The sequence below is a fragment of the Silvimonas terrae genome (assembly GCF_014202765.1).
Classification (GTDB): domain Bacteria; phylum Pseudomonadota; class Gammaproteobacteria; order Burkholderiales; family Chitinibacteraceae; genus Silvimonas; species Silvimonas terrae.
Genome location: NZ_JACHHN010000007.1, coordinates 90,194 through 112,735 on the forward strand (window position 1 = coordinate 90,194; position 22,542 = coordinate 112,735).

Consider the following 22,542-nt stretch of genomic DNA (forward strand, 5'->3'; position numbering starts at 1 on the left):
AAGACCCGCGCCGCAAGGCGCTAACACCAACAACAATATGAACCAGGTCCACTACCCCGGATTCCCGGCCTGAAGGCCTCCATCCGGGCTACGTAGCTTTGGTTACTTTCTTTGGCGAAGCAAAGAAAGTAACGTGGGCCCGGCACCCCGGATATCAAACGCTTTTCAAGACCCGCGCCGCAAGGCGCTAACACCAACAACAATATGAACCAGGTCCACTACCCCGGATTCCCGGCCTGAAGGCCTCCATCCGGGCTACGTAGCTGAGGGCAGCCCGGAGAGCCGCCCGGCTGGGGTCGCCTTTCTTTGGTTACTTTCTTTGGGCCCGGCACCCCGGGCATCAAAATGCTTTTCAACCCCGCGCCCTCAGGCGCCAAGACCGACAACAATATGAACCAGGCCAGCCACCCCGGATTCCCGCTATCACTTTATCCGGGCTACGTAGTGGCCGTCACCAGCAAAGGAGAACAACTCCCTTTGCAAACCGCCCCAATGACATGCAAACTTCCGCGCCGCAAGGCGTTAACATAAACAGCATCCCGACCCAACCAGAAGCACCACCATACATCGCATGAAAAAAATCCTGATCGTGGCCCCGGCCTGGGTAGGCGACGCCATCATGGCGCAACCTCTGTACCGTCGCCTCTCCGAGCGCTGGCCTGGCGTACAGATCGACGTCCTCGCGCCACCCTGGACACGCCCCGTTCACGCCCGCATGCCGGAAATCAGCGAAACCATCGACAACCCGTTTGGTCATGGCTCGCTGCGACTGATGCAGCGCCTCAAGCTGGGCCGCCAGTTGCGCAAGCGTGGTTACGATCAGGTCATCGTACTGCCCAACTCGCTCAAGTCCGCGTTGATTCCGTGGTTTGCCAACATCCCCAAACGCACGGGTTGGGTGGGAGAGGCGCGCTTCATTTTGATGAACGACACCCGTACGCTGGACCCCATCGCCCTGCCCCAAATGGTGGAGCGCTTCGCCGCACTGGCTGATGACGCCGGCACACCGCTGGCCCGGCCGGTGCCGCATCCGCGTTTACAAATCAACGCAGCCGCGCGGGACGCCGCGCTGGCCAAGCTGGGTTTGTCGGCTGACAAACCGATTGTGGCTTGTTGTCCGGGTGCCGAATACGGCCCGGCCAAACGGTGGCCAGCCAATCATTTTGCCGATCTGGCCAACCATCGCATGGCGCTGGGTGAACAAGTCTGGTTGTTTGGCTCGAACAAGGATGAAGAGATTGCCGGCGAGATCGCCGCACTGGCACCTGGCGCAGTCAACCTGTGCGGCCGCACCAGTCTCGCGGAGGCCATCGACCTGATGTCGCTGGCACAGGTGGTGGTGGCGAATGACTCTGGCCTGATGCACGTGGCCGCCGGGCTGGATCGCCCACTGGTGGCTATTTATGGCTCCAGCTCCCCCGAGTTCACCCCGCCGCTGTCCAACCGGGCCGAGATCGTCACGCTGGATCTGGAATGCAGCCCCTGTTTTGAGCGGGTGTGTCCGCTGGGCCACATGAATTGTCTGAACCAGCTGGAGGCCGGGCGCGCCAATCGCGCCATCAACAAATTGTTGTTGCTGGGCGCACATACCTGATCGGCGTTGATAAAACCAGGTTCGACGGGGCCTGTGCGCCCTGGTCGGCCCGAAACCAGCCATGACACCACCGGCCAGACCGGCCGGATGCAAATTGTATCTGCCGCAAGCCCGGCCAACAGAATGGCATCCGTAAGGGCTGTCTGTTGCGCCGACTTGGCTGAATGACCCAGGGCCCGCATAATGAGCAACATTACAAGTCACTTTAAGAAGCACTGCCACTGCGATGGTTGTTAAAAAATTCTACGGCGCCACCACCCGGGACGCGCTCCGGCAGGTGCGGGACGAACTGGGCCCGGACGCCCTGATTTTGTCCAACCGCCAGGTGTCTGGCGGCGGCGTGGAAATCATGGCAGTGGCCGATTCTGATGTGGCCTCGCTCACTGGCGTGCCCAGCCCGAACAATTCGTCGCGCACACCTTCCCGGGCCAACGGTGCGCGCTTGATGCGCTCCATCCATGCCGAGCCGCCAAACTCCCCGGCCACCCGCGCGCTGGAACGCTCTTACGCCATTCCGGACGAAGAACACGAGGATGACGACAGCGAACCGTCGCTAGCCGATATCACGCCATCGGCACCCGCCTATGAGCCGCCCGCGCCGGCCCCCGGCTATGTCAGCTTGCTGGATGAACCCATGCCGCGTGCCCCGCAACCGGCGCCCGCACCTTCGCTGGGTCTGAAGCCGGTTGCGCCATCGCCGCGCCGTGAAGAACCGCTACATACCGCGACGCACTTCCGTTACGAAGACGACCTGGGTCAGCCACGCAAAGAAACGCCGGCCAACAAAGAAGTCATGGAAGACATCGCACGGGAAATCCGCCTGCTGCGTGGGTTGATGGAAAGCCAGATTGCCGGCATGGCCTGGGGTGAACTCTCGCGCCACAAGCCGGAAAAACTGGAAGTCTTGCGCCAGTTGCTGGCCGGCGGGTTCTCCCCGGCCCTGAGCCGCCAACTGGTCGAAAAAATGCCGGACCTGGCGCTGGATGCCGGCCTGCGCTGGATCAAGGCCGCGCTGGTGCATAACCTGCCCGCCAGCGCGGGCGACCTGATTGAGCGCGGTGGCACCTATGCGTTGATTGGTCCCACCGGCGTGGGCAAAACCACCACCGTTGCCAAGCTGGCTGCGCGTTGCGCCTTGCTGCATGGCCCGGATTCGGTGGCCTTGCTGACCACCGACAGCTACCGGATCGGCGCGCAGGATCAGTTGCGTATCTATGGCCGCATCATCGGGATTCCGGTCCATGACGTCAAAGATCAGACCGATCTGGAACTGACGCTGGCCGACCTTTCTGACCGCCATCTGGTGCTGATCGATACCGTAGGGATGGGCCAGCGTGATCAACGTATCAGTGAGCAACTGGCGCTATTTGGCCGTGACCGGGTGGAAACCATTCTGCTGCTGGCTGCCAATGCCGCACCGGCCACGCTGGACGATGTAGCCCGCCGCTACAAGAACCCGACACTGGCCGGTTGCATTCTGACCAAGCTGGATGAAGCCATGAGCCAGGGCGGCTGCCTGGATGTGGCCATTCGCCACCGGCTGGCCCTGCAGTTTGTCACCAATGGCCAGCGCGTGCCGGAAGACCTGCACCGCGCCAATGTCGACTATCTGATTGACCGCGCCTTCCGCAATGCGGTGGGCGACAACCCGGTGTACCAGTTGCGCCAGGACGAATACCCGCTTTATATGGGTTCGCAAAATACCGCGAGCGAAATCCCGCTGGATCTGTCGGTGAGAGATCGTCGTGGCTAACCACGGCCGGCTGGATCAGGCCGCCGGCTTGCGCGCCCTGCTCAGCCCCACGCCGTGCCGCAGTATCAGCCTGAATGGTGGGCGCGGCGGTACCGGCGCCACCGCACTGGCCATCAACCTTGCCGCCGCCCTGGCCGAACGGCAGCGTGAAGTGTTGCTGCTGGATGAGTTTGATGGCTTGTCCAATTCGCTGCATCGCTTGCGGCGCAACCAGACCTGGCATTTTGAAGCCGTCTTGCGCCGCGAAGTCACCCTGGCCGATGCGCTGGTGCCCACGGACGCGGGTTTTTCCATTTTGCCTGTATCCGCCCGCGCCACCATGCTGGCCAATTTGAACGAGCGGGAACAAACCTGGCTGGCGCAGGAATTTGAAACCCTGGTAGCCAGTACGGACTTCTTGCTGCTCGATACCCGCCCGACCACGCTGGCCGGCGTACCCAGCCTCTCTCTGGCGGCAGATGACGTCCTCATCATTGTGACCCACAATGCCGAGTCCATCACCGACGCCTACGCCACCATCAAGGTATTACACAACGAGTATGCCCGGCGCGAGTTCCGCATCCTGGTGAACCGCGCCGCCAGTCTGGCGGATGCCCAGCTTTTGTTTGAACGCATCCGCAGTGTGGCTGTGCAGTATCTGGGCACCCAAATCCAGTTGCGACTGGTGGGTTATGTGCCGGAAGACGATAAACTCAAGCGCGCCACCCGCCTTGGCCGTACCGTGCTTGAGGCATTTCCGGATGCAGAAGCCAGTCATGCCTTCCGCCAACTTGCGGATGCCATGCTACGCTGGAAGCGGTCCAGTCAATCTCATGAGACACCGGGCCACTTTGTCTACCGGCTGGTGGAATCCAGCCGTATCCTCACCGACCGACTGCAAAGCTGAGCCGATCCGCGACCCATGGCCCCTACCGAGCCGACCAACACTGCCATTGCACAAATCCGCCAGGATGCAGGCGGCGACTATCTGTATCTGGCTGGCCGGCTGGATGCCGAAGGCACCGCCGTCATCTGGACTCAGGCCAGGCAACTGGCGCGGCCGCAGCTGCGGGTTGAAGCCGCCGCAGTCGAATACTGCGATGGCGCCGGCCTGGCACTGATCTACGCGCTGATCCAGCAAGGCGCGCACGTCGAAAATCTGCCGCAGCGCTACGGCGCGCTGCTTAATGAACTCAACCCCAATGAGCCACTGCAAAGCACTCCGCCAGAGGCGCGTGCGCCGTTCCTGATCCGGCTGGGTGCCCGCGCCGCCACCATCTGGAACGCCTTCTACGATCTGATGGAATTTACCGGCGAGCTGACCGCTGCCTGGGGTGTCTGGCTCAGAAAACCCGGCATCATGCGCTGGGGCGATATGCTGGAGCAATGCCTCAAATCCGGCGTCAACGCGCTGCCGATTGTGTTGCTGGTGGCGTTTTTGTTCGGCGTGATCCTGGCGTTCCAGTCCGCGGTGCCCATGCGGCAGTTTGGCGCAGAACTGTTTGTTGCCAACCTGGTGGGTTTATCTTTGGTGCGGGAACTGGCGCCGCTGATGACGGCCGTGTTACTGGCCGGCCGTACCGGTGCGGCATTTGCCGCTGAAATTGGCACCATGAAGGTCAATGAGGAAATCAACGCGCTGATTACGCTGGGTCTGGAACCCGTGCGTTTTCTGGTGTTGCCACGCATTCTGGCCGTGACGCTGATGGCGCCCCTGCTGACCGTACTGGCCGAGATCATCGGCATTCTGGGCGCGGGGCTGGTGTTGCTGACGTTTAATATTCCGCTGCAAACCACGGTAGCGCAGGTGATGGATTCGGTGGGTTTTGCCGATTATGTGGGTGGTCTGGCCAAAGCAACCGTGTACGGGTTTGGCATTGCAGTCATTGGTTGCCGGCGCGGCTTGAATACCGGTGCAGGCGCCAGCGCCGTGGGGGCGAGCACCACGCAGGCCGTGGTCAGCAGCATTGTCATGCTGGTGGTGGCAGACGGGCTGTTTGCCGTCGCCTTTTACTATCTGGGGTGGTAGATGGACGTCATCCAGGTAGATAACGTGACCTGCGCCTACGGCCGCAATGTGGTGCTCAAAGATATCAATCTGACCGTCACCGAGGGCGAGATACTGACCATTCTGGGCGGCTCGGGCTGCGGTAAATCCACCTTGCTCAAGCATATGATCGGGCTGGAAACGCCGCGCAAAGGTCACGTACTGATCAAGGGCGAAAACCTGACCCGCGCTACCGGGGATGAGCGTCGGCGCATTTTGTCGCAATTTGGGGTGGCGTATCAGTCTGGCGCGCTGTTTGGCTCCATGAGCGTGCTGGAAAACGTCATGTTGCCGTTGCAGTCTTACACACATCTCACGCCGGATGCGCAAGAGCTGGTGGCCCGGCTCAAGCTACGGCAAGTGGGGCTGGAACAATTTGCCGATTACCTGCCGTCGGCCTTGTCGGGCGGCATGCAAAAGCGCGCGGCCATTGCCCGGGCCCTGGCGCTGGACCCTGCCATTCTGTTTCTGGATGAACCCTCGGCCGGGCTGGACCCGATCACCTCGGCCGAACTCGACGCCCTGATCATTCGCCTTGCGCGCGTGCTGGGGCTGACCTTTGTGGTGGTGACGCACGAGCTGGCCAGCATCTTTGCCATTGCCGATCGCGCCATCATGCTGGATAAAAAGAACAAGGGCATCATTGCCGAGGGCACGCCCGCCGATTTGCGCGACCATCATCCGGATGAACGTGTAACCCGGTTTTTCCGCCGTGGAGCCGTATGACGACTCACAACCGACATTATTTTCGCCTGGGGCTGTTTGTGGTGATCGCCGTGGTCGCCGCATCGCTCTTGTTTGTGGCCTTTGGTGCCAACCGCTGGCTGGGCAAGCGCGTCACCATGGAGACCTATTTTGACGAATCCGTGCAGGGGCTGGATGTGGGCTCCAAGGTGCGTTATCGCGGCGTGACAGTGGGCGAGGTCAGCAAGATTTCGTTTACCTACACCAAGTACCAGCAGGATGAATCGCCATCGGAGCGCTTGCAGTATGTGCTGGTCGAGATGCGTTTCCGGCCAGAGGCTTTTGGCGGGCGCACCATGCAGATTCCCAGTCAGGACAACCTGCAGCGGGAAATCGACCGGGGCCTGCGGGTACGGTTAACGCCGCAGGGCCTGACCGGCACCAGCTATCTGGAAATCGACTATTTCAACCCCTATGCCAATAAACCGCTGGTCATCAACTGGAAGCCGCAAGATCTGTACATCCCCTCGGCCCACAGTGCGGTGTCGCAATTGATGAACGCCACCCAGGATGTGATCACCCGGATGCAGAAGCTGGATATCGAAACCACGGTAGACCGCCTCAATCATCTGCTGGCAACCACCGATAACACGCTCAGTGCGCTGCCGGTGGAACGCATTGCGCGCTCCATCGATAGCCTGGCGGCCAAGCTCGATAAAATCCAGGTCGGCCGGCTGGCCGACGACACCAGTGCCATGGTGAACGAGGTTCGCGCTACCTCGGCCAGCCTGCACAGTTTGCTGAATGCACCCGGCATGGCCAGCGCCCCGGCCAATCTGGCCGCCAGTACCGAGAAACTGCGCGCCTTGCTCGATAGCCCGCAACTGGCCGATTCGCTCAAACACCTGGATCAAACCATGGCGCGGCTGGATCAAATCACGGCGGGTAACGAGGGCGAGCTTTCCGAAACGCTGTCGAACCTGCATGCGGCCAGTGACGATTTGCGTCGCCTGACCGACCGTGCCAACAACAACCCCGGTAGCCTGCTGTTTGGCAGCGAGCCTACCCCCTACCCGCTGCCCACGCCATGACCCGAGTCCGGTATCTGCTGATCGCCCCCTTGCTGGCCCTGCTGGCCGCCTGCTCGTCCACGCCGCCGGCAGAGTCCCGTTATCAACTGGACGCCACCCGACCTGAGCAGGCCAGTAGCGCACCCCGCTTTGCCGATACGCTCAAGATCATGCTGCCCAACGCGCCGGCAGAACTGGGCGGAACCCGGTTTATCTATCGCGAGACCAGCCAGCGCTATGCCCGTGATCCATATCGGGGTTATACCGCGCCGATTCCGCTGTTTGTGGCGGACCAGTTAAGCGACTGGCTGACGCGCAGCAAGCTCTTTGCCAACGTGATCCCCGGTCGCTCGCCGTGGGGTACACGTTATGTGCTGGAAAGCGATATCCGCGCGTTCTACATTGACCTGCGCCCGGATCAACCACACACCGCACAAGTGCGGTTGGGGCTGCGCCTGCGTGACACCGTCAACAACACCTTTGTTTACACCGGTGAAGTCACCGGCAGCGCGCCCGTCGCCAACCCGGCCAGCGGTGACAACTTTGCGGCGGCACAATCCCAGGCACTGTCAGCGGCACTGGCGCAACTGGAAAGCGCACTGCAAAACGCGCCCGCACCCGCGCCATAAACTGTTTCATACCTTGTTTGTTCCGGGCTGGACCGGCGTTTATGCGTCTGTCCAGTCAGCATTGCCGCCCGCAACGCACTTTCTTTTCTTAAAATAACCCTGATTTGACTTGTATCTACCAGCAAGCTTGTGCTGGATAAGGCAAAATCAGTACTGCGTATTTCGAGAAAGATATGGTCGCCGTTACCCGCCCGCTTGCCCAGTCCATTGCTGAAGCCGCCGATCCGGCGCGCTGGCTGTCTGCGCTCTCCAGCCGCTATCCGGCTGAGCATGTCCGCCGCCTGGAACAGGCGCTGGACTGGTCTGCCTCGCTCTATCAAGGCAAGACTCACCCCGACACCAACGAGCCGCTGTTTCCGCACGCGGTCGCGGCGGCCTCAATTGTGGCTGACCTGCACCTGGATGCCGACGCGGTCATTGCAACCCTGTTGTTTGCCGTGCCCGACAGTCTGGCCGATGCCACCGCCGCCATCGAAACCCATTTTGGCAAAGCCGTCGCCACGCTGGTCGAAGGCGTCTGGCGCGTTCGCAAAATCCGCTCTTTGGCCCAGGGACGTACACGGGGCGCAGACCATGCCGAGCAGATAGAAGCCCTGCGCAAGATGTTGCTGGCCATGGTTGAAGACATGCGCGTGGTGCTGATCAATCTGGCCTGGCGCACGCAAACCATGCACACGCTGGGGGGCATGCCCGACGAAGACCGTCGCCGCATCGCGCGGGAGACGCTGGATATCTACGCCCCGCTGGCCAACCGGCTGGGCGTCTGGCAGATCAAGTGGGAGCTGGAAGACCTGGGTTTCCGCTATATGGAGCCGGAAACCTACAAAAAGATTGCCAAGCTGCTGGACGAGCGCCGCGTTGACCGCGAGAGTTTCATCAACGACGTGCTCGCCACCTTGCGCACGGAACTGGCCGCCGCCGGCGTAACCCATGTCGATCTGATGGGCCGGCCCAAGCACATTTTCAGCATCTGGAAAAAGATGCAGAAAAAGAAGCTGGATTTCTCTGAACTCTACGACATCCGCGCCGTGCGCGTGCTGGTCGATGACGTCAAAGATTGCTACACCGTGCTGGGGATCATCCACAATCTGTGGCAGCCCATTCCCGGCGAGTTTGACGACTACATTGCCAACCCCAAGGGCAACTTCTACCGCAGTTTGCACACGGCCGTCATCGGCCCCAGCGATAAGGCGGTAGAGGTCCAGATCCGCACCTTTGACATGCACGAACACGCCGAATTTGGCGTGGCCGCGCACTGGCGCTACAAGGAAGGCGGCAAGGGCGACAGCAAGTATGAAGAGAAAATCGCCTGGCTGCGCCAGTTGCTGGACTGGCGCGAAGACATGGCCCAGGAAGCGCATCTGGCCGACGCCTTCAAGGCTGAACTGTTTGATGACACCATTTACGTCTTGACCCCGGCCGGCCGCGTGATCGCCTTGCCCAAGGGCTCTACGCCGGTGGATTTTGCCTATCACTTGCACAGTGATCTGGGCCACCGCTGCCGCGGCGCCAAGGTCAATGGGCAGATCGTGCCGCTGAACACCGCGCTGGAAAACGGCCAGCGCGTGGAAATCCTCGCGGCCAAAGAAGGCGGCCCCAGCCTGGACTGGCTGCATCAGGGTTATGTCAAAAGCCACCGCGCAGCGCAGAAAATCCGCTATTGGGTCCGCCAGCAAAACCTGGATGTGGTGGTGGCAGAAGGCAAATCCTTGTACGACAAGGAAGCCGCCCGCGCTGGTGCTACCCAGGCCAATCAGGATGAAGTCGCCCAGCGTCTCGGTTACAAAACGGTCAACGAGTTGTATGTGGCGCTGGGGCATGACGATGTGTCGCTGCGGCAACTGGCCGATGCTTTTGTCACCAGCCCGCCGCCTGTGGAAGAACACATTGCGCCGGAGGACGTGGTCAAGCGCGCCCGCGCTGACCAGCATGGCGAAGGCATTCTGATTGAGGGCGTGGATCAGTTGATGACCATGCTGGCCAAGTGCTGCAAGCCAGTGCCGCCGGATTCGGTAGTCGGCTTTGTGACCAAAGGCCGTGGTATCTCCATCCACCGCTCGGACTGCATTACGCTCAAGCGGCTGGCGGCGGCATCACCCGAGCGCCTGATCAAGGCCGATTGGGGCAAGCAGACTGGCAATGTCTTTGCCACCGACATCCTGGTGGAGGCCCATGACCGCCCCAGCCTGTTGCGCGACCTCTCGGACGTGATGTCGCGGGAGAAAATCAACGTCACTGGCGTCAATACGCTCTCTAAAAACACCTTGGCCCGCATGCGCTTCACGGTGGAAATCCGCGGCGTTGCCGACCTGCCGCGTATTTTTGTGCGGCTATCGGACGTGCCCGGTGTACTGAAGGTGGAACGTGTCTAAAAAACCGGGCTTCTTGCCATTGCTGGCCCTGCTCCTGCCCGCCATCGCTGGCGCGGCAGATGTGGCATCGGGGGGCAGCGCCGCCGCACCCAGCCCGGCGCAGCAGCTGGCGGCAGCCGGGGCACTGACACCAACCCGCTTTCGGGATAACTGGAACGGGATCGTCAGCAAGATTGCCGCCATGGGCACGGCCGAGCGGGGCCGCGCATTAAGCGAGAGCCTGATGCTGGGCGAAATGACACCTGTGGCAGACAGCGCCTGGCTGGCGCGTTGCGGCGATGGCGACCGCGTGACGCTTGCCGCAGCCACGCTAACATCACCACTTACCCAGGTGATGATCGAGACCCCCATCAACGCAGCGCAACTGGGCCCCGGCCGCGTCGCCCCAGCGGTGATGTGGACCATTGGTTTCTTCCACCCGGAACGCAACAGTGACGACATCCAGAACATGGCGGTGCAATTGATGCGGGGCATGGCTAGCCAGCAAGTCAGCACTCTCCAGGATGGCACCGATGAATACCGCCTGAGCGCCCTGCCCGACGGCGCACTGCGGTTTGAAGCACGCCGTTTCGCTGCTGCAAAATAATCTTGATTTTGTAACCCGGATGGAGGCGTAGCCGGGAATCCGGGGTTGCGCTATTGACCAGGGTAGAGGGTGTGCTTGCGTTCCTTCTTGCCGGCCCCCCCGGATTCTCGCTTCGCTCCATCCGGGCTACGAATCAGCCCAGCGTCGGGCTAATGATCCCGGTGATCAACAGCACCGTCTGCAACACCCCAAACAATGCAATCGCCCCCGCCCCCGCCCAGGACAAGCCGCGTTGCCAGCCACTACGCCGACCGTGCGCGGGCGTGAGCCGGTTGACACCCATCGCGCCCAGACTGATCAGCGAGACGGTGATGGCCACGCCTGCGGCCATGGCAAAGGTAGAGAGCACACCAGTCAGGAAAATCCCGTTGGCCAGGCAAAAGATCAACACCAGAATCGCCCCGGTACACGGGCGTAAACCTACCGCCGCGCCGGCCAGCGCCATTTGGCGCCAGTTACGGGCCGCACGGTCTGACCCGGCTGCACGATAAGTGATCTTGCCCGTGCCCTTGCCCGCCGTCTTACGCCGCAACGGCGCATGCATCGCCCCGGCTTTGGGCGCTTGCGCCTGGTCAGGCTCGCAACCGCAGGTATCCAGCCCGCGCGCCAACCGCCATAACATCAACACACCCATGCCGCCCAGGATGGCGTAACTGACCGTTTCCAGCGTGGCCGCGTGGTTAAGGATGCTCAGCGAGCTATTGCCCAGCAATGCCGCCAGGCCCCCCACCAGCACAATGGCGCACAAGGCTTGTACCGTCGCCGCCCAGGCACTCAAGGCCACGCCATGCAACACACGTGCGCGCTGGGTCAGAAAATAACTACCAATCACCACCTTGCCATGTCCTGGCCCGGCGGCATGCAGCACGCCATACACGAAGGACACCAGCACAATCAGCCACAGGGCTGTGGAACTGCCATTCTGCCGGCTCTGCTGCAATGCCTCGCGCAGAACGGCGTTGAGCTTGCTTTGCCACACCACCAACTGGCCAATCACCGCGCGAACCGGCGCGGGCAAAGTGGAGAGTGCCGGTTGCGCAGTGGCGGTTGGTGCAACCGCGCTGGCCGCGGGCGCAGAGGCCGTTTGTACGACAGCACGGCCAAAGTAATCCACCGCCATGGCCGGTTGCGCCACGGCGATCGCCACCAGCGCCAGCAACAGGGCGATGAACCAGCGGGGTGATGCAAGCAGCGACATCAGCAATTCACCTTCCAGACCAGCGGGTTGACCGAGCCATAAAAGATCGGATGCGCATGGTCTTCAAACGAGTTGAGTTTGCAGCTCCCGATGCCATCGCCCGTCACGGTCACGGACGTGGCGTTGGTGGGCTCGTAATCCACAAAATAAGACTCATCATAAAACCCCAGCGTCACCCGCCCCTGATGCGGATCGACCGGCCGCTCCAGCGGCAGGGTGAACTCGTACACCATTTTGTTGCCTTCCAGCTTTGCCACAAAGTCGGTAGGCGATTTGACGTTGATCTGGGTTTTTTCGATAAACACGTGCTGAAAGTAACCGTAGTTCTGCAAATTATCGAACCCGCCTTTTTTGACTTTGGCGGCCTCGGCTTTCGTCAGCGGTTTGCCTGGTTTGTGATCTTTGGCGACATCACCCAACACCGCCGTGGTGAAGTCTTCATCAAACACCCAGCGCTCTTTGAGCGCTTCAATCTTGCCCTGTTTGAACTGGACGGCCACATCGTAAGTAACCCAAACGTGCGGATGGGCCTGCGCCAGCGCAGGGAGCAACACAATGGCCAGCGGCCAGCAACGGAACACGCGCAACATGAGATCAACCAGAAGAACATCAACAAAGCCGCAAGCGGTGGGCATTTAACGGCCAGGCGCGCCGGACGATGACACGCGTGGCGCGCCAGTATGGCGCCATGCAGCGGGACCCAATAAAAAAGCGGCCAGAAGGCCGCTTTTTTGGGAATGCCGTTCGTTCGCCTTAGCGCGTACGACGCTCACCCACTTTCACGATCTTCAGGCTGTTGGTGCTGCCACCCAGGCCAACCACGTCGCCGTAAGTGAACACCACCAGATCACCCTGCTGGACCACACCGCGCTGGATCAGTTCCAGTTCGGCACGGATCAACAACGCTTCCTGATTGGCGTTTTCGTAAGACATGATGAACGGGTAGACGTCGCGGAACAGTGCCAGACGGGCGTAGGTGTCGGCTTCCGGCGTCAGGGCGTAAACCGGTACGCCACTGATAAAGCGCGACAGCCACAATGCCGAAGCACCAGACTGCGTCAGCGCAGCAATCGCCTTGACCTTCAGGTGACCGGCAGCGAACAGTGCCGCCATGGCCACAGATTGGTCGATACGGGTGAAGTCGCCTTGTTTGAGCACTTCGTCGCTGATGCGGCTGTCTTGCGACTTTTCCGCTTCCAGACAGATCCGTGCCATGGCTTCCACGGTTTCGACCGGGAACTTGCCGCTGGCAGACTCGGCCGACAACATGACGGCATCGGTACCGTCCAGCACGGCGTTGGCCACGTCGGAGACTTCCGCACGGGTCGGCACCGGGCTGGAAATCATGGACTCCATCATCTGCGTGGCAGTAATGGTCAGCTTGTTCTTGCGGCGTGCCGCCTTGATCATCTTCTTTTGCAAGGCCGGCACAGCAGCGTCGCCCACTTCAACCGCCAGATCGCCACGGGCAACCATGATGCCATCAGACGCATCCAGAATTTCTTCCAGATTGGTAATGGCTTCAGTGCGTTCGATCTTGGCGATCAGCAATGCCTTGCTGCCAGCAGCGCGCAACAGCGTGCGGGCCATGTACATATCGGCGCCACTCTTGGGGAAAGACACAGCCACATAGTCCGCCTTGATGACGGCAGCGGTCTTGATGTCTTCCATGTCTTTGGCAGTCAGCGCCGGTGCGGTCAAACCACCGCCTTGCTGATTGATACCCTTGTTGTTGGACAGCACGCCACCCACTTTGACGCGGGTATGGACTTCGCTACCCAGCACTTCGGTGACTTCCAGCACAATGCGACCGTCATCGAGCAGCAGGATGGCGCCCGGCGACACATCGTTCGGCAGCTCTTTGTAATCCAGACCCACGCGATGCACGTTACCGAGGCCATCGTACGCAGCATCCAGAATGAAGCTTTCGCCGTTGACGAGGTCAACCTTGTTGTCTTCAAACTTGCGCACGCGGATTTTGGGGCCTTGCAAGTCCACCAGGATTGCCAGCGGCTGGTTGGCCTTGGTGGCTTCCTGGCGCACCAGGTCGGCACGATCCATATGGTCTTGCGCCGTGCCGTGAGAGAAATTGAGGCGGACCATGTTCACGCCGGCGTTGACAAGACGGCCCAGTGTGGCGGCATCGTTGGAAGCCGGGCCCAGCGTGGCTACGATTTTTGTGCTGCGTTGCATGCAATTCACTCCTGTCTCTGATCGAGAGATCACTGTTGTTCTGCTGCTGTTGCAATCGGGTAGTCAGGCTAGCCGGCGCGGCAGGATTGGCACCCCTGCCCGGCACGGCTAGTCAATACGAAGCTGACGGGGTATGCAATACCCATATTGATTTATGTCGCTGGGCACGCACCGCATAGCGGCGCGATCAATGGTCAGGTGGTGTCCCCAGCAGGAATCGAACCTGCAACTAGCCCTTAGGAGGGGCTTGTTATATCCATTTAACTATGGAGACATGCCAGACAACCAAAACCCGCTATCTCCATGAAACGCTTGCAAAAAGCCGGTTTAACGGGGTTGTGCGCGCGGGCGCCTGGTGGTGTATTCCCGCTTTTATGGTCGTTTCCCTCAAGCCGGGCGCTGTAAATTGGCAGCAAAGCCACTTTGCCGCGTACCCGGCGATGTGGCCCGCATTATACCGGCTTGCCCAGCAAGACGCGCAAGTCCAGCCAGTAAAGAGCGCAGAAACTGATTTCGGGCAGATTCGGGCATGTCTATTGGCGGATTTGCGCAAAATACCAGACGGATCAGACTGGCCTGTCCCGCAATGTGCGCCACCCTCTCCCTACAGTATTGCGCAAAAGCCGCAGTTTTTTCGTGCGGCATGCGCTTTCGTAAGCAAATGATAAAATCGGATCAAAATTTGCCCGTTACAAATAAAGATCCATTACAGATTCAGACATAAAATCAACGGCATTTTCTTGAAACCCAATAAATATCGAAAACACGAAGAAATCCCAGGGAAAGGATTGACCATAAATGACGCGAAATAAAATCAGCTTGCTCGCGCTGGTATTGAGCACGGCCCTCCTGGGCGCGTGCGGCAGCAGCTCAGACAACAGCACATCGGCTCCGGTTGGCACCACACCAACGCCCACGCCAGTCACGCCAACGCCGACACCGGCAGTGGTCACCTATACGGTCAGCGGTACCCTCACCGGGTTGGCCAATGCGGCCGTCTTGACGCTGCAAAACAATGGTGGCGATACATTGACTGTGCAGGCCAATGGCACCTTCAAGTTTGCTACGCCACTGGCAGCCGCCAGCAGTTATGGCGTCACCATCAAGGGCCAACCGGCAGGCTTCCAGGCCTGTGTCGTGACCCAGGGCAGTGGCACCGTGAACGCCAATGTGGGCAGTGTGCTGGTGAACTGTGCGGCGGGTCGTGGCCAGACCAGCGTGGTTGCGGGTGTTGCCGGCATTGCCAGTTTGCATAACGGTGCGGGCACAACGGCATTCTTCCACGGCCCGGATGCGCTGGCTGAGGATAGCCAGGGCAACCTGTATGTGGCGGATCAATGGAATAACGCAATCCGCAAGGTGGTATTCAATACCGATGGCACAACCACCGTCTCCACCGTCGCCGGTGGTACGCAGGGTTCCGCAGACGGTACCGGGGCGGCTGCGCAATTCAATCTGCCTTCCGGCCTGGCGCTGGATGGCAATGGCAATCTGTATGTGGCGGACTCCAGCAACAACATGATCCGCAAGATCGTGCTGGCGACCGGGGTCGTTACCACCGTGGCTGGCAGCACCAGCGCCGGCAGTGCAGATGGCAGCAACACGGTTGCCCGCTTCAGCATCCCCTACGGCGTGGCGATTGATGCCAGTGGCGCGCTGTACGTGGCAGATGCCAGCAATAACGCCTTGCGCAAAATCGTACTGGGCGCCGGCAATACCGCAACGGTCTCCACCATTGCCAACGGGGTGTCCGGCCTGGTAGCACCCACCGCAATCGCCCCTGACAGTAGCGGCAATTTCTATATCACCGGTGGCAACCAGATCTTCAAGGTCACGGCCGGCGGTGTCGTGACCAGCATTGCCGGGTCGGCGAGCGCAGGTAGCGCCGATGGCCAGGGCGCGGCGGCCGGGTTTAACGCGCCGTTTGGATTAGCGCTGGATGCGCAGGGTAACCTGCTGGTGGCTGATGCGCAGAACAACGAAATCCGCATGGTCAAACAGGATGGTACGGTCAGCACGCTGGCGGGCACGACCACGGCCAGCAGTGTGAACGGTACGGGTAGTGCTGCCGGTTTCTACTTGCCACGCGGTCTTGTGCTTGACCCCAGCGGCACCTTGTTCGTTGCGGAATGGGGCAATCAGCTTATTCGCAAGGTCACACCGGTTCAGTAAAACGTGAATGCACCCGCCCTGTTGCCGCCGGTGCGGCGCAGCCAACAAAAGCCCGTGTTTCACGGGCTTTTGTTTTGCCAGCTGTGGGACAAAACGTTGCATAAACATCGCCAGGCTGGATATATCCGGTCCTCTGGCGCTACGCTCGTCATCCAGGCCGCGACCCGGCCGTTAATGGCATACCGCAAGTACTGCTTCATCCCCCAATACGGACACCCCGTCACACAGGAGCACAACATGGCAAGTCAAGGCTGGCAGCGTAGAGACGTTCTTAAAATTCTGGGCGCGATGCCCTTGCTGACCAGTTTGCCCTCGTGGGCGGCGATAGCGCGGCCCCCTGCAGCGCCCCTGAAGCCCGTAACCGAGACGCTGTGGGACATCAAGGTGACGGATCCGTATCGCTGGATGGAAAATACCGATTCGCCGCAGTGGCAACAGTGGCTCAAGGGCCAGGCGCAATATGCACGGCAGGTGCTGGATGCCATTCCGGGCCGGGCGGCGCTGGCCAAACGGTTGTCCGAGCTGTCTGCCGGGGCGGAATCCCCCAATGCCATCATTCCGGCACCGGGGCGGGTGTTTTATTCCAAGCGCCCCAAAAATGGCGACAATTTCAAACTGTTCATGCGCAATGATGGCGATGCCACCGAGCATTTGCTGCTTGACCCGACCGCCATCCAGATTGAAGGCTCCCATGTCGCGCTGGACTGGTGGTTGCCTTCGCCGGACGGCAAGTATGTGGTCTACGGCATGTCCAAAGCCGGCTCCGAGAACTCGGTGTTGCGCGTGCTCAATGTCGATACCAACACCAATTTGCCGGAAGAAATCGACCGCACTCCGCAAGCGGGCCCGACCTGGCTACCCGACAGCAGCGGTTTCTTCTACAACCGCTATGCACCAGGGCGCAAACCGACTGATCTGAACTACCAGCAAAACAGTGTGAACTGGCTGCACAAGCTGGGCACGCCAGTGAGTGATGACCAGCGCATGCTGGCCGCCAACCAGTGGCCGGGTGTGGTGGTAGACCCGCTGGAGTTTCCGTTTATCCAGACCGATCCGTCATCGGACTACGTGCTGGCGGTATCGATGGGTGGCGTGCGTCTGGCTAACCCGTGGTACAGCGCCAAACTGGCGGATGTACTGGCCGGCAAGCCGGACTGGCGCAAGGTGTGCGATATCACCGATGACGTCAACAACGTGATCCAGCGCGGTGATCAGTTGTATCTGCTGAGCACCCACGGCGCGGCGCAAAACGGCCAGATTCTGCGCACCAGCGCGGCGATGCCCGATCTCCAATCAGCGCAAGTGGTGCGCCCGGCCGGCGACGTGGTGATCAGTGCCATGACGCTGGCGCGGGATGGTCTGTATCTGCAATTGATGGATGGCGGCTACAACACCCTGAGTCGCATTGATGACGCCGGCAAAAATCTGGACGTCAAACTGCCCTACGAGGGTTCCATTGACGGCCTGGGCACGCTATCGACCATTGATGGCATCTGGTTTACCGGTTCCAGCTGGCTGGTGCCGTTCACCATCTTCCGCTTTGATCCGGCCACAGGCCAGGCGACCGACACCGGCCTGTGCGCACAACCGGATGTCGATCTCTCTCTTTACGAAGCCCACCGCACCTTTGCCATTGCCCGTGACGGTACGCGCGTGCCGCTGTCCATCGTCGCCAAAAAAGGCCTCAAGCGTGACGGCAAGAACCCGACGCTGGTGCAGGCGTATGGTTCATATCAGATTGTCAGTTCACCGTATTTCTCCACCCGGTTTATTTCTTTCCTGGAACAAGGCGGCGTAATGGCGACCGCACATGTCCGTGGCGGTGGCGAGTATGGCAAGCGCTGGTGGCAAGCCGGCAAAGGCCCCAACAAGCACAACACCTGGGGCGATCTGATTGATTGCTGCAAGAGCCTGATCAAGGACGGCTGGACCGATAATCACCACCTGGCCATCGAAGGTGGTTCTGCCGGTGGCATTACCGTCGGCCGCGCCATGACCGAAGCGCCGGAATTGTTTGCCGTGGTGGTGTCAGATGTCGGCGCATCCAACACCGTGCGCATGGAGTTCTCGCCCAACGGGCCGGACAATATCGACGAGTTTGGCAGCATCAAAAACAAACAGGGCTTCAAGGATTTGCTGGCGATGGATTCCACCCAGCACGTCAAGAACGGGACCCGTTATCCGGCCGTGTTGTTGACCACGGGCGTGAACGATCCGCGCGTGGCGCCGTGGGAAGTCGGCAAGATGACCGCGCGCCTGCAAAAAGCCACCACCTCGGGCAAGCCCGTCATTCTGAGTGTGGATTACGATGCCGGCCACGGCATGGGCTCATCACGCAAGCAGATTGACGAGCATCTGGCCGACGAATACGCCTTCATTTTCTGGCAGACCGGCGTCAAGGCATTTCAGCCACGCTAAGGCTTGAGGTAGCATCACCCACGCCCGCCTCGCTGGCGGGCGTTTTTCATTGTTATCGGGCCATCAGCATGACCGTCACTATTTATCACAACCCCTCCTGCGGCACTTCTCGCAACACGCTGGCGCTGATCCGCAATGCCGGTATCGAGCCGCAGGTTATCCAGTACCTGCAAACCCCGCCAGACCGCGCCCAACTGACCGCGCTGCTGGCCGCCATGAGCATGTCGCCACGTGCCCTGCTGCGCAAAAAGGGCGACGTGTATGCCTCGCTAAGGCTGGATAACCCGGCGCTGACAGACGATCAATTGATCGACGCCATGCTGGCCCACCCCATCCTGATTGAGCGCCCGATTGTGATCACGCCGTTGGGCACGCGTTTGTGCCGGCCATCTGAACTGGTGCTCGATATCCTGCCCGCACCGCAGCAAGGCCCGTTTAGCAAAGAAGACGGCGAAGTGGTGATTGACGCCAACGGCCAGCGCGTCGCCCATGAGCGATAGCGGGCCCATCGCGCGCCACGACTTTGATACGGTGCTGGGGCGCATGATTGCTTGCGCCACCGACCGTGGTCTGTGTTTGCTGGAGTTTGCCGAGCGCCCGATCCTGGAGAAGGAATTCGCTGACCTGACGCGCCTGCTGCGCGCCCCGATCGTGGACACGGCGCATGAGTACACGCAAGAAACAGAGCGCCAGATCAACGCCTGGTTTGCTGGCGAGCGACTTACGTTTGATCTGCCATTGCATATGCCCGGCACGGCGTTTCAGCAGCAGGTCTGGCAAGCACTGCTGGCCCTGCCCTATGGCGCGACAGCCAGTTACCAGCAACAGGCAGCGCGCATCGGCCGGCCCGATGCAGTGCGGGCGGTGGGTGCGGCCAACGGCCAGAACCGGCTGGCGGTGATCGTGCCTTGCCACCGGGTGTTTGCCAAAAATGGCGCTCTGACCGGTTACGGTGGCGGCATTGAGCGCAAGCGCTGGTTGCTGGCGCACGAGGCAGCATGCCTTGCGCGCCAGCAGTCTCAAGCTTGATCAGGCTGCTGGTTTTTTGACGCGGAACACCACCAGCAAGCCGGCGATGATAATGCCCATGCCCAGCATGGCCCAGCCGGTCAGCGCGTTACCCAGCACCAGATAATCCAGCAAGGCCGTGACCACCGGCACCAGATAAAACAGGCTGGTCACGTTGACCAGATTGCCGCTGGCCATCATGCGGTACAGCAGCATTTGTGCCCCCACTGACACCACCAGCCCCAGCCACAGCACCGAAACCAGCACCGTGCCGTTCCACTCCACCTGCATGGGCTGGAATGCACCCAGAATCAGGCATACCCCAAGGCTCATGGCGCATTGCAATGGCAACACGGCACCGGGAGATTGCTTGACCCGGCTTTGCACCAGCGCGCCCGTGGTCATGCAGGCCAGAGCCCCCAGCGAGAACAGCACGCCAGTGCCGCTCAGCCGGGCCACGATCAGGCTTTGCCAGACTACGAGCGCCAGCCCGCACAAGGCCAGCAGCAAGCCGGCCAGCCGCGCCGGGGCAAAGCGGCGTTCCGTCGCCAGCAGGGTTAACACCGGTTGCGTGCCCAGCACGGTCGCCAGCACGCCAGGCGTCATGCCGTGGGCCATGGCCTGGAAATAACATACCGAGTAGCAACTCATCATCAGCAAACCTGCGCCAGCTACCCGCCAGCGCGTGCCCGGCGCGGGTAGCCAGGCGCGCTCACGCCAACCCAGGATCAGCAATGCCGCCAGCGCTGCAGCAAAACGCAATGCCAGCAAGGCCATCACCGAGGCATGGTTCAGGCCCCAACGGGTAAACAGCGGTGCACTGCTCCAGAGCAGCACAAAAAACGTCATGGGCGCGGCCCAGGACAAAGTACGGATATTCATGGGAAAACTCGTCTGCAAAAGTCATGAAGGCCCTGACCACGCAGCAATCACCGCGAGAGCAAACCAGAACAGTCAGGGACTAAAGCGGGCGCGAATCAGCGCACTGCAACGACACGGGGAGGTGCCAGTGCAAGCACTGCGGCCACTGCAACAACCGCAGACGGCGGGGGCATGTTTGCGCACGCGTGCATACGCTCCGGCAGCGGGGCCGGGGTGGATGCCAGGTGATGAGCTAAGGCAAACATGGTGGATAGAAGCCTGATGGAAATGGCGTTAAATCAGCGCACTTATGCTACCAGAATACCCGCGCGCCCTGTCAATACGCGGCAAAGCGGGCGTCGGCGTATTCCCGCAATCGGTTGAGCTGGCAGCGGCTTGCAATCGCCAACACAGCATCGTTCATAAGCTTGCATTCATGGTAATGGAGGCTATTGTTAGAAACGCTTTGGGCGACATTGACACTTCTGACAGGGGGCGTTGTGGCTAACAGGATCACGAAGTGGGAACCGGATAACCAGGCCTTCTGGGCCGCCGGTGGTGAGCGGATCGCCAAGCGCAATTTATGGATTTCCATCCCCTGTCTGTTGCTGGCTTTTTCCACCTGGGTGATCTGGAGCGTGGTGGTACTGAAGATGCCGCAGGTGGGGTTTCAGTACACCAAAAACCAGCTTTTCATGCTGACCGCCTTGCCCAGCCTGTCTGGCGCCACCTTGCGGATTTTCTACAGTTTCATGCCCTCGCTGATAGGCGGGCGCAAATGGACCACCATTTCAACCGCCAGTTTGCTGATCCCCTCGCTCTGGCTGGGCTTTGCCTTGCAAGACCCCACGACACCGTTCTCCGTCATGCTGATCATTGCGCTGTTGTGCGGCTTTGGTGGCGGCAATTTCTCCAGCTCCATGGCCAACATTGCGTGGTTCTTTCCCAAAGCCCGCAAGGGCTGGGCCAACGGCATGAACGCCGGTCTGGGTAACCTGGGCGTGTCGGTCATGCAGTTTCTGGTGCCGATTGTGATCACCATGAGCGTGTTTGGCGCGCTGGGTGGGCAGCCCCAAATCTATACGCAAAATGGTGCTGAACATCAGATGTGGCTGCAAAACGCCGGCTTTATCTGGGTGCCGTTTGTCATCGCCGCCACGCTGGCGGCCTGGTTTGGCATGAACGATCTGGCCACGGCCGAGGCCACGGTGGCAGAACAGGCCGTCATCTTCAAACGGCTGGATAACTGGCTGATGTGCTGGCTCTATCTGGGCACATTCGGCAGTTTTATCGGCTTTTCTGCCGGCTTTGCCTTGCTGACCAAAACCCAGTTTCCGGATATCCAGGTCACGGATTACGCCTTTATCGGCCCGTTGATCGGAGCGATTATCCGGCCGGTGGGCGGCACCGTATCAGACAAACTGGGGGGCGGTGCGCGCGTCACCATGTGGGTGTTTGTGCTCATGACCCTGGCCATTTTTGGCGTGCTGTTTTTTCTGCCGCACACCGGTGCAGATGGCAACCCGGTCGGCGGTAGTTTCTGGGGCTTTTTCCTGATGTTCCAGGCGCTGTTTTTGCTGTCGGGCATTGGCAATGGCTCTACCTACAAAATGATCCCGGTGATTTTCCCGCGCCTGGCCAAAAAAGAGGCTGAAGGCAAAGGTGAGGCGGCGCAGCAGAAAGCCGTGCTGGATGGCGCGGTAGAAGCGGCGGCGGCAGGCGGTTTTATTAGCGCTATCGGGGCGTACGGCGGGTATTTCATTCCGCAAAGCTTTGGCATTTCGATGAATGCCACGGGCTCTGCCGAGGCGGCGCTGTATGCCTTTATCGTGTTCTACATCACCTGTGTCTTGTTGTGCTGGTGGCGTTATGCCCGCAAGGGCGCAGCCATGCCCTGCTGAGCTGCGTATTGGCCCCGCAGGCGCGATAAATAGCAATGCTCCGGTTCCGTAGGGTGGATTCGGAGTGCAGCGACAAT

General features: G+C 60.5%; 17 protein-coding genes, 1 tRNA gene and 1 pseudogene. 14 read left to right on the forward strand and 5 right to left on the reverse strand.

What is annotated here, in order from left to right; translation table 11 throughout:
* Positions 1 to 571: 571 nt before the first annotated feature.
* The 9 genes from waaF to HNQ50_RS16255 all read left to right on the forward strand — a co-directional run bounded on the left by waaF (position 572) and on the right by HNQ50_RS16255 (position 10,714).
* Positions 572 to 1,594: a lipopolysaccharide heptosyltransferase II gene (gene waaF / locus HNQ50_RS16215; protein ID WP_184102248.1), complete on the forward strand. Its 1,023-nt coding sequence runs from the start codon at positions 572 to 574 to the stop codon at positions 1,592 to 1,594.
* A 226-nt stretch (positions 1,595 to 1,820) separates the two neighbouring features.
* Complete coding sequence (gene flhF / locus HNQ50_RS16220) at positions 1,821 to 3,347, forward strand: flagellar biosynthesis GTPase FlhF (protein WP_184102249.1); 1,527 nt, start codon at positions 1,821 to 1,823, stop codon at positions 3,345 to 3,347.
* The gene (locus tag HNQ50_RS16225; RefSeq protein ID WP_184102250.1) at positions 3,340 to 4,233 is read left to right on the forward strand and encodes a MinD/ParA family ATP-binding protein; all 894 of its coding nucleotides are present in this window, start codon (positions 3,340 to 3,342) and stop codon (positions 4,231 to 4,233) included. Before flhF ends, HNQ50_RS16225 begins: the two co-directional genes overlap by 8 nt.
* Before the next feature lie 15 nt (positions 4,234 to 4,248).
* A complete protein-coding gene (locus tag HNQ50_RS16230) occupies positions 4,249 to 5,355 on the forward strand; it encodes an ABC transporter permease (protein ID WP_184102251.1) in 1,107 nt (368 codons plus the stop codon).
* Positions 5,356 to 6,099, forward strand: coding sequence for an ABC transporter ATP-binding protein (locus HNQ50_RS16235; RefSeq protein ID WP_184102252.1), 744 nt, complete (start codon positions 5,356 to 5,358; stop codon positions 6,097 to 6,099). It begins immediately after the preceding gene.
* Positions 6,096 to 7,148, forward strand: coding sequence for an MlaD family protein (locus tag HNQ50_RS16240; RefSeq protein WP_184102253.1), 1,053 nt, complete (start codon positions 6,096 to 6,098; stop codon positions 7,146 to 7,148). The genes HNQ50_RS16235 and HNQ50_RS16240 overlap by 4 nt, the downstream gene beginning before the upstream one ends.
* Positions 7,145 to 7,756 carry an ABC-type transport auxiliary lipoprotein family protein gene (locus tag HNQ50_RS16245; RefSeq protein ID WP_184102254.1) on the forward strand — a complete coding sequence of 204 codons (612 nt, stop codon included), beginning with the start codon at positions 7,145 to 7,147 and terminating at the stop codon, positions 7,754 to 7,756. The genes HNQ50_RS16240 and HNQ50_RS16245 overlap by 4 nt, the downstream gene beginning before the upstream one ends.
* Positions 7,757 to 7,929: 173 nt before the next feature.
* A complete protein-coding gene (locus HNQ50_RS16250; RefSeq protein WP_184102255.1) occupies positions 7,930 to 10,128 on the forward strand; it encodes a RelA/SpoT family protein in 2,199 nt (732 codons plus the stop codon).
* Entirely contained in the window at positions 10,121 to 10,714 is a 594-nt protein-coding gene (locus HNQ50_RS16255) for a hypothetical protein (protein WP_184102256.1), read from the forward strand. Before HNQ50_RS16250 ends, HNQ50_RS16255 begins: the two co-directional genes overlap by 8 nt.
* 133 nt (positions 10,715 to 10,847) lie before the next feature.
* Here the strand turns inward: HNQ50_RS16255 and HNQ50_RS16260 are convergent, their stop codons facing one another.
* The 4 genes from HNQ50_RS16260 to HNQ50_RS16275 form a co-directional block, all read right to left on the reverse strand.
* A complete protein-coding gene (locus HNQ50_RS16260; RefSeq protein ID WP_184102257.1) occupies positions 10,848 to 11,912 on the reverse strand; it encodes a nickel/cobalt transporter in 1,065 nt (354 codons plus the stop codon).
* Positions 11,912 to 12,547, reverse strand: coding sequence for a DUF1007 family protein (locus HNQ50_RS16265; protein WP_184102258.1), 636 nt, complete (start codon positions 12,545 to 12,547; stop codon positions 11,912 to 11,914). Before HNQ50_RS16265 ends, HNQ50_RS16260 begins: the two co-directional genes overlap by 1 nt.
* A gap of 118 nt (positions 12,548 to 12,665) precedes the next feature.
* Complete coding sequence (gene pyk, locus HNQ50_RS16270) at positions 12,666 to 14,105, reverse strand: pyruvate kinase (RefSeq protein WP_184102259.1); 1,440 nt, start codon at positions 14,103 to 14,105, stop codon at positions 12,666 to 12,668.
* Between the two features lie 199 nt (positions 14,106 to 14,304).
* Positions 14,305 to 14,379, reverse strand: a tRNA-Arg gene (locus tag HNQ50_RS16275).
* 524 nt (positions 14,380 to 14,903) lie between these two features.
* Here HNQ50_RS16275 and HNQ50_RS22600 point away from each other — a divergent pair.
* The 4 genes and pseudogenes from HNQ50_RS22600 to HNQ50_RS22380 form a co-directional block, all read left to right on the forward strand.
* Positions 14,904 to 15,620 (forward strand): annotated as a pseudogene (locus tag HNQ50_RS22600) (DUF4369 domain-containing protein); the annotation flags it as partial.
* A gap of 894 nt (positions 15,621 to 16,514) precedes the next feature.
* Positions 16,515 to 18,695 carry a prolyl oligopeptidase family serine peptidase gene (locus tag HNQ50_RS16285; RefSeq protein WP_184102261.1) on the forward strand — a complete coding sequence of 727 codons (2,181 nt, stop codon included), beginning with the start codon at positions 16,515 to 16,517 and terminating at the stop codon, positions 18,693 to 18,695.
* A 68-nt stretch (positions 18,696 to 18,763) separates the two neighbouring features.
* Entirely contained in the window at positions 18,764 to 19,195 is a 432-nt protein-coding gene (arsC, locus tag HNQ50_RS16290) for an arsenate reductase (glutaredoxin) (protein ID WP_184102262.1), read from the forward strand.
* On the forward strand, positions 19,185 to 19,724 hold the full coding sequence (locus HNQ50_RS22380) for a methylated-DNA--[protein]-cysteine S-methyltransferase (RefSeq protein ID WP_184102263.1): 540 nt from the start codon (positions 19,185 to 19,187) through the stop codon (positions 19,722 to 19,724). Before arsC ends, HNQ50_RS22380 begins: the two co-directional genes overlap by 11 nt.
* On the opposite strand, the gene HNQ50_RS16300 is transcribed toward HNQ50_RS22380, so the two are convergent.
* Positions 19,725 to 20,585: a DMT family transporter gene (locus tag HNQ50_RS16300; protein ID WP_184102264.1), complete on the reverse strand. Its 861-nt coding sequence runs from the start codon at positions 20,583 to 20,585 to the stop codon at positions 19,725 to 19,727.
* A 479-nt stretch (positions 20,586 to 21,064) separates the two neighbouring features.
* On the opposite strand from HNQ50_RS16300, the gene HNQ50_RS16305 reads away from it, so the two are divergent.
* Positions 21,065 to 22,465, forward strand: coding sequence for a NarK family nitrate/nitrite MFS transporter (locus HNQ50_RS16305; protein WP_184102265.1), 1,401 nt, complete (start codon positions 21,065 to 21,067; stop codon positions 22,463 to 22,465).
* Positions 22,466 to 22,542 lie beyond the last annotated feature (77 nt).

Coding starts and splice junctions, on each gene's coding strand:
- waaF (WP_184102248.1), top strand. CDS start 572: ATGAAAAAAATCCTGATCGTGGCCCCGGCCTGGGTAGGCGACGCCATC.
- flhF (WP_184102249.1), top strand. CDS start 1,821: ATGGTTGTTAAAAAATTCTACGGCGCCACCACCCGGGACGCGCTCCGG.
- HNQ50_RS16230 (WP_184102251.1), top strand. CDS start 4,249: ATGGCCCCTACCGAGCCGACCAACACTGCCATTGCACAAATCCGCCAG.
- HNQ50_RS16235 (WP_184102252.1), top strand. CDS start 5,356: ATGGACGTCATCCAGGTAGATAACGTGACCTGCGCCTACGGCCGCAAT.
- HNQ50_RS16240 (WP_184102253.1), top strand. CDS start 6,096: ATGACGACTCACAACCGACATTATTTTCGCCTGGGGCTGTTTGTGGTG.
- HNQ50_RS16245 (WP_184102254.1), top strand. CDS start 7,145: ATGACCCGAGTCCGGTATCTGCTGATCGCCCCCTTGCTGGCCCTGCTG.
- HNQ50_RS16250 (WP_184102255.1), top strand. CDS start 7,930: ATGGTCGCCGTTACCCGCCCGCTTGCCCAGTCCATTGCTGAAGCCGCC.
- HNQ50_RS16260 (WP_184102257.1), bottom strand. CDS start 11,912: ATGTCGCTGCTTGCATCACCCCGCTGGTTCATCGCCCTGTTGCTGGCG.
- HNQ50_RS16265 (WP_184102258.1), bottom strand. CDS start 12,547: ATGCCCACCGCTTGCGGCTTTGTTGATGTTCTTCTGGTTGATCTCATG.
- pyk (WP_184102259.1), bottom strand. CDS start 14,105: ATGCAACGCAGCACAAAAATCGTAGCCACGCTGGGCCCGGCTTCCAAC.
- HNQ50_RS16285 (WP_184102261.1), top strand. CDS start 16,515: ATGGCAAGTCAAGGCTGGCAGCGTAGAGACGTTCTTAAAATTCTGGGC.
- arsC (WP_184102262.1), top strand. CDS start 18,764: ATGACCGTCACTATTTATCACAACCCCTCCTGCGGCACTTCTCGCAAC.
- HNQ50_RS22380 (WP_184102263.1), top strand. CDS start 19,185: ATGAGCGATAGCGGGCCCATCGCGCGCCACGACTTTGATACGGTGCTG.
- HNQ50_RS16300 (WP_184102264.1), bottom strand. CDS start 20,585: ATGAATATCCGTACTTTGTCCTGGGCCGCGCCCATGACGTTTTTTGTG.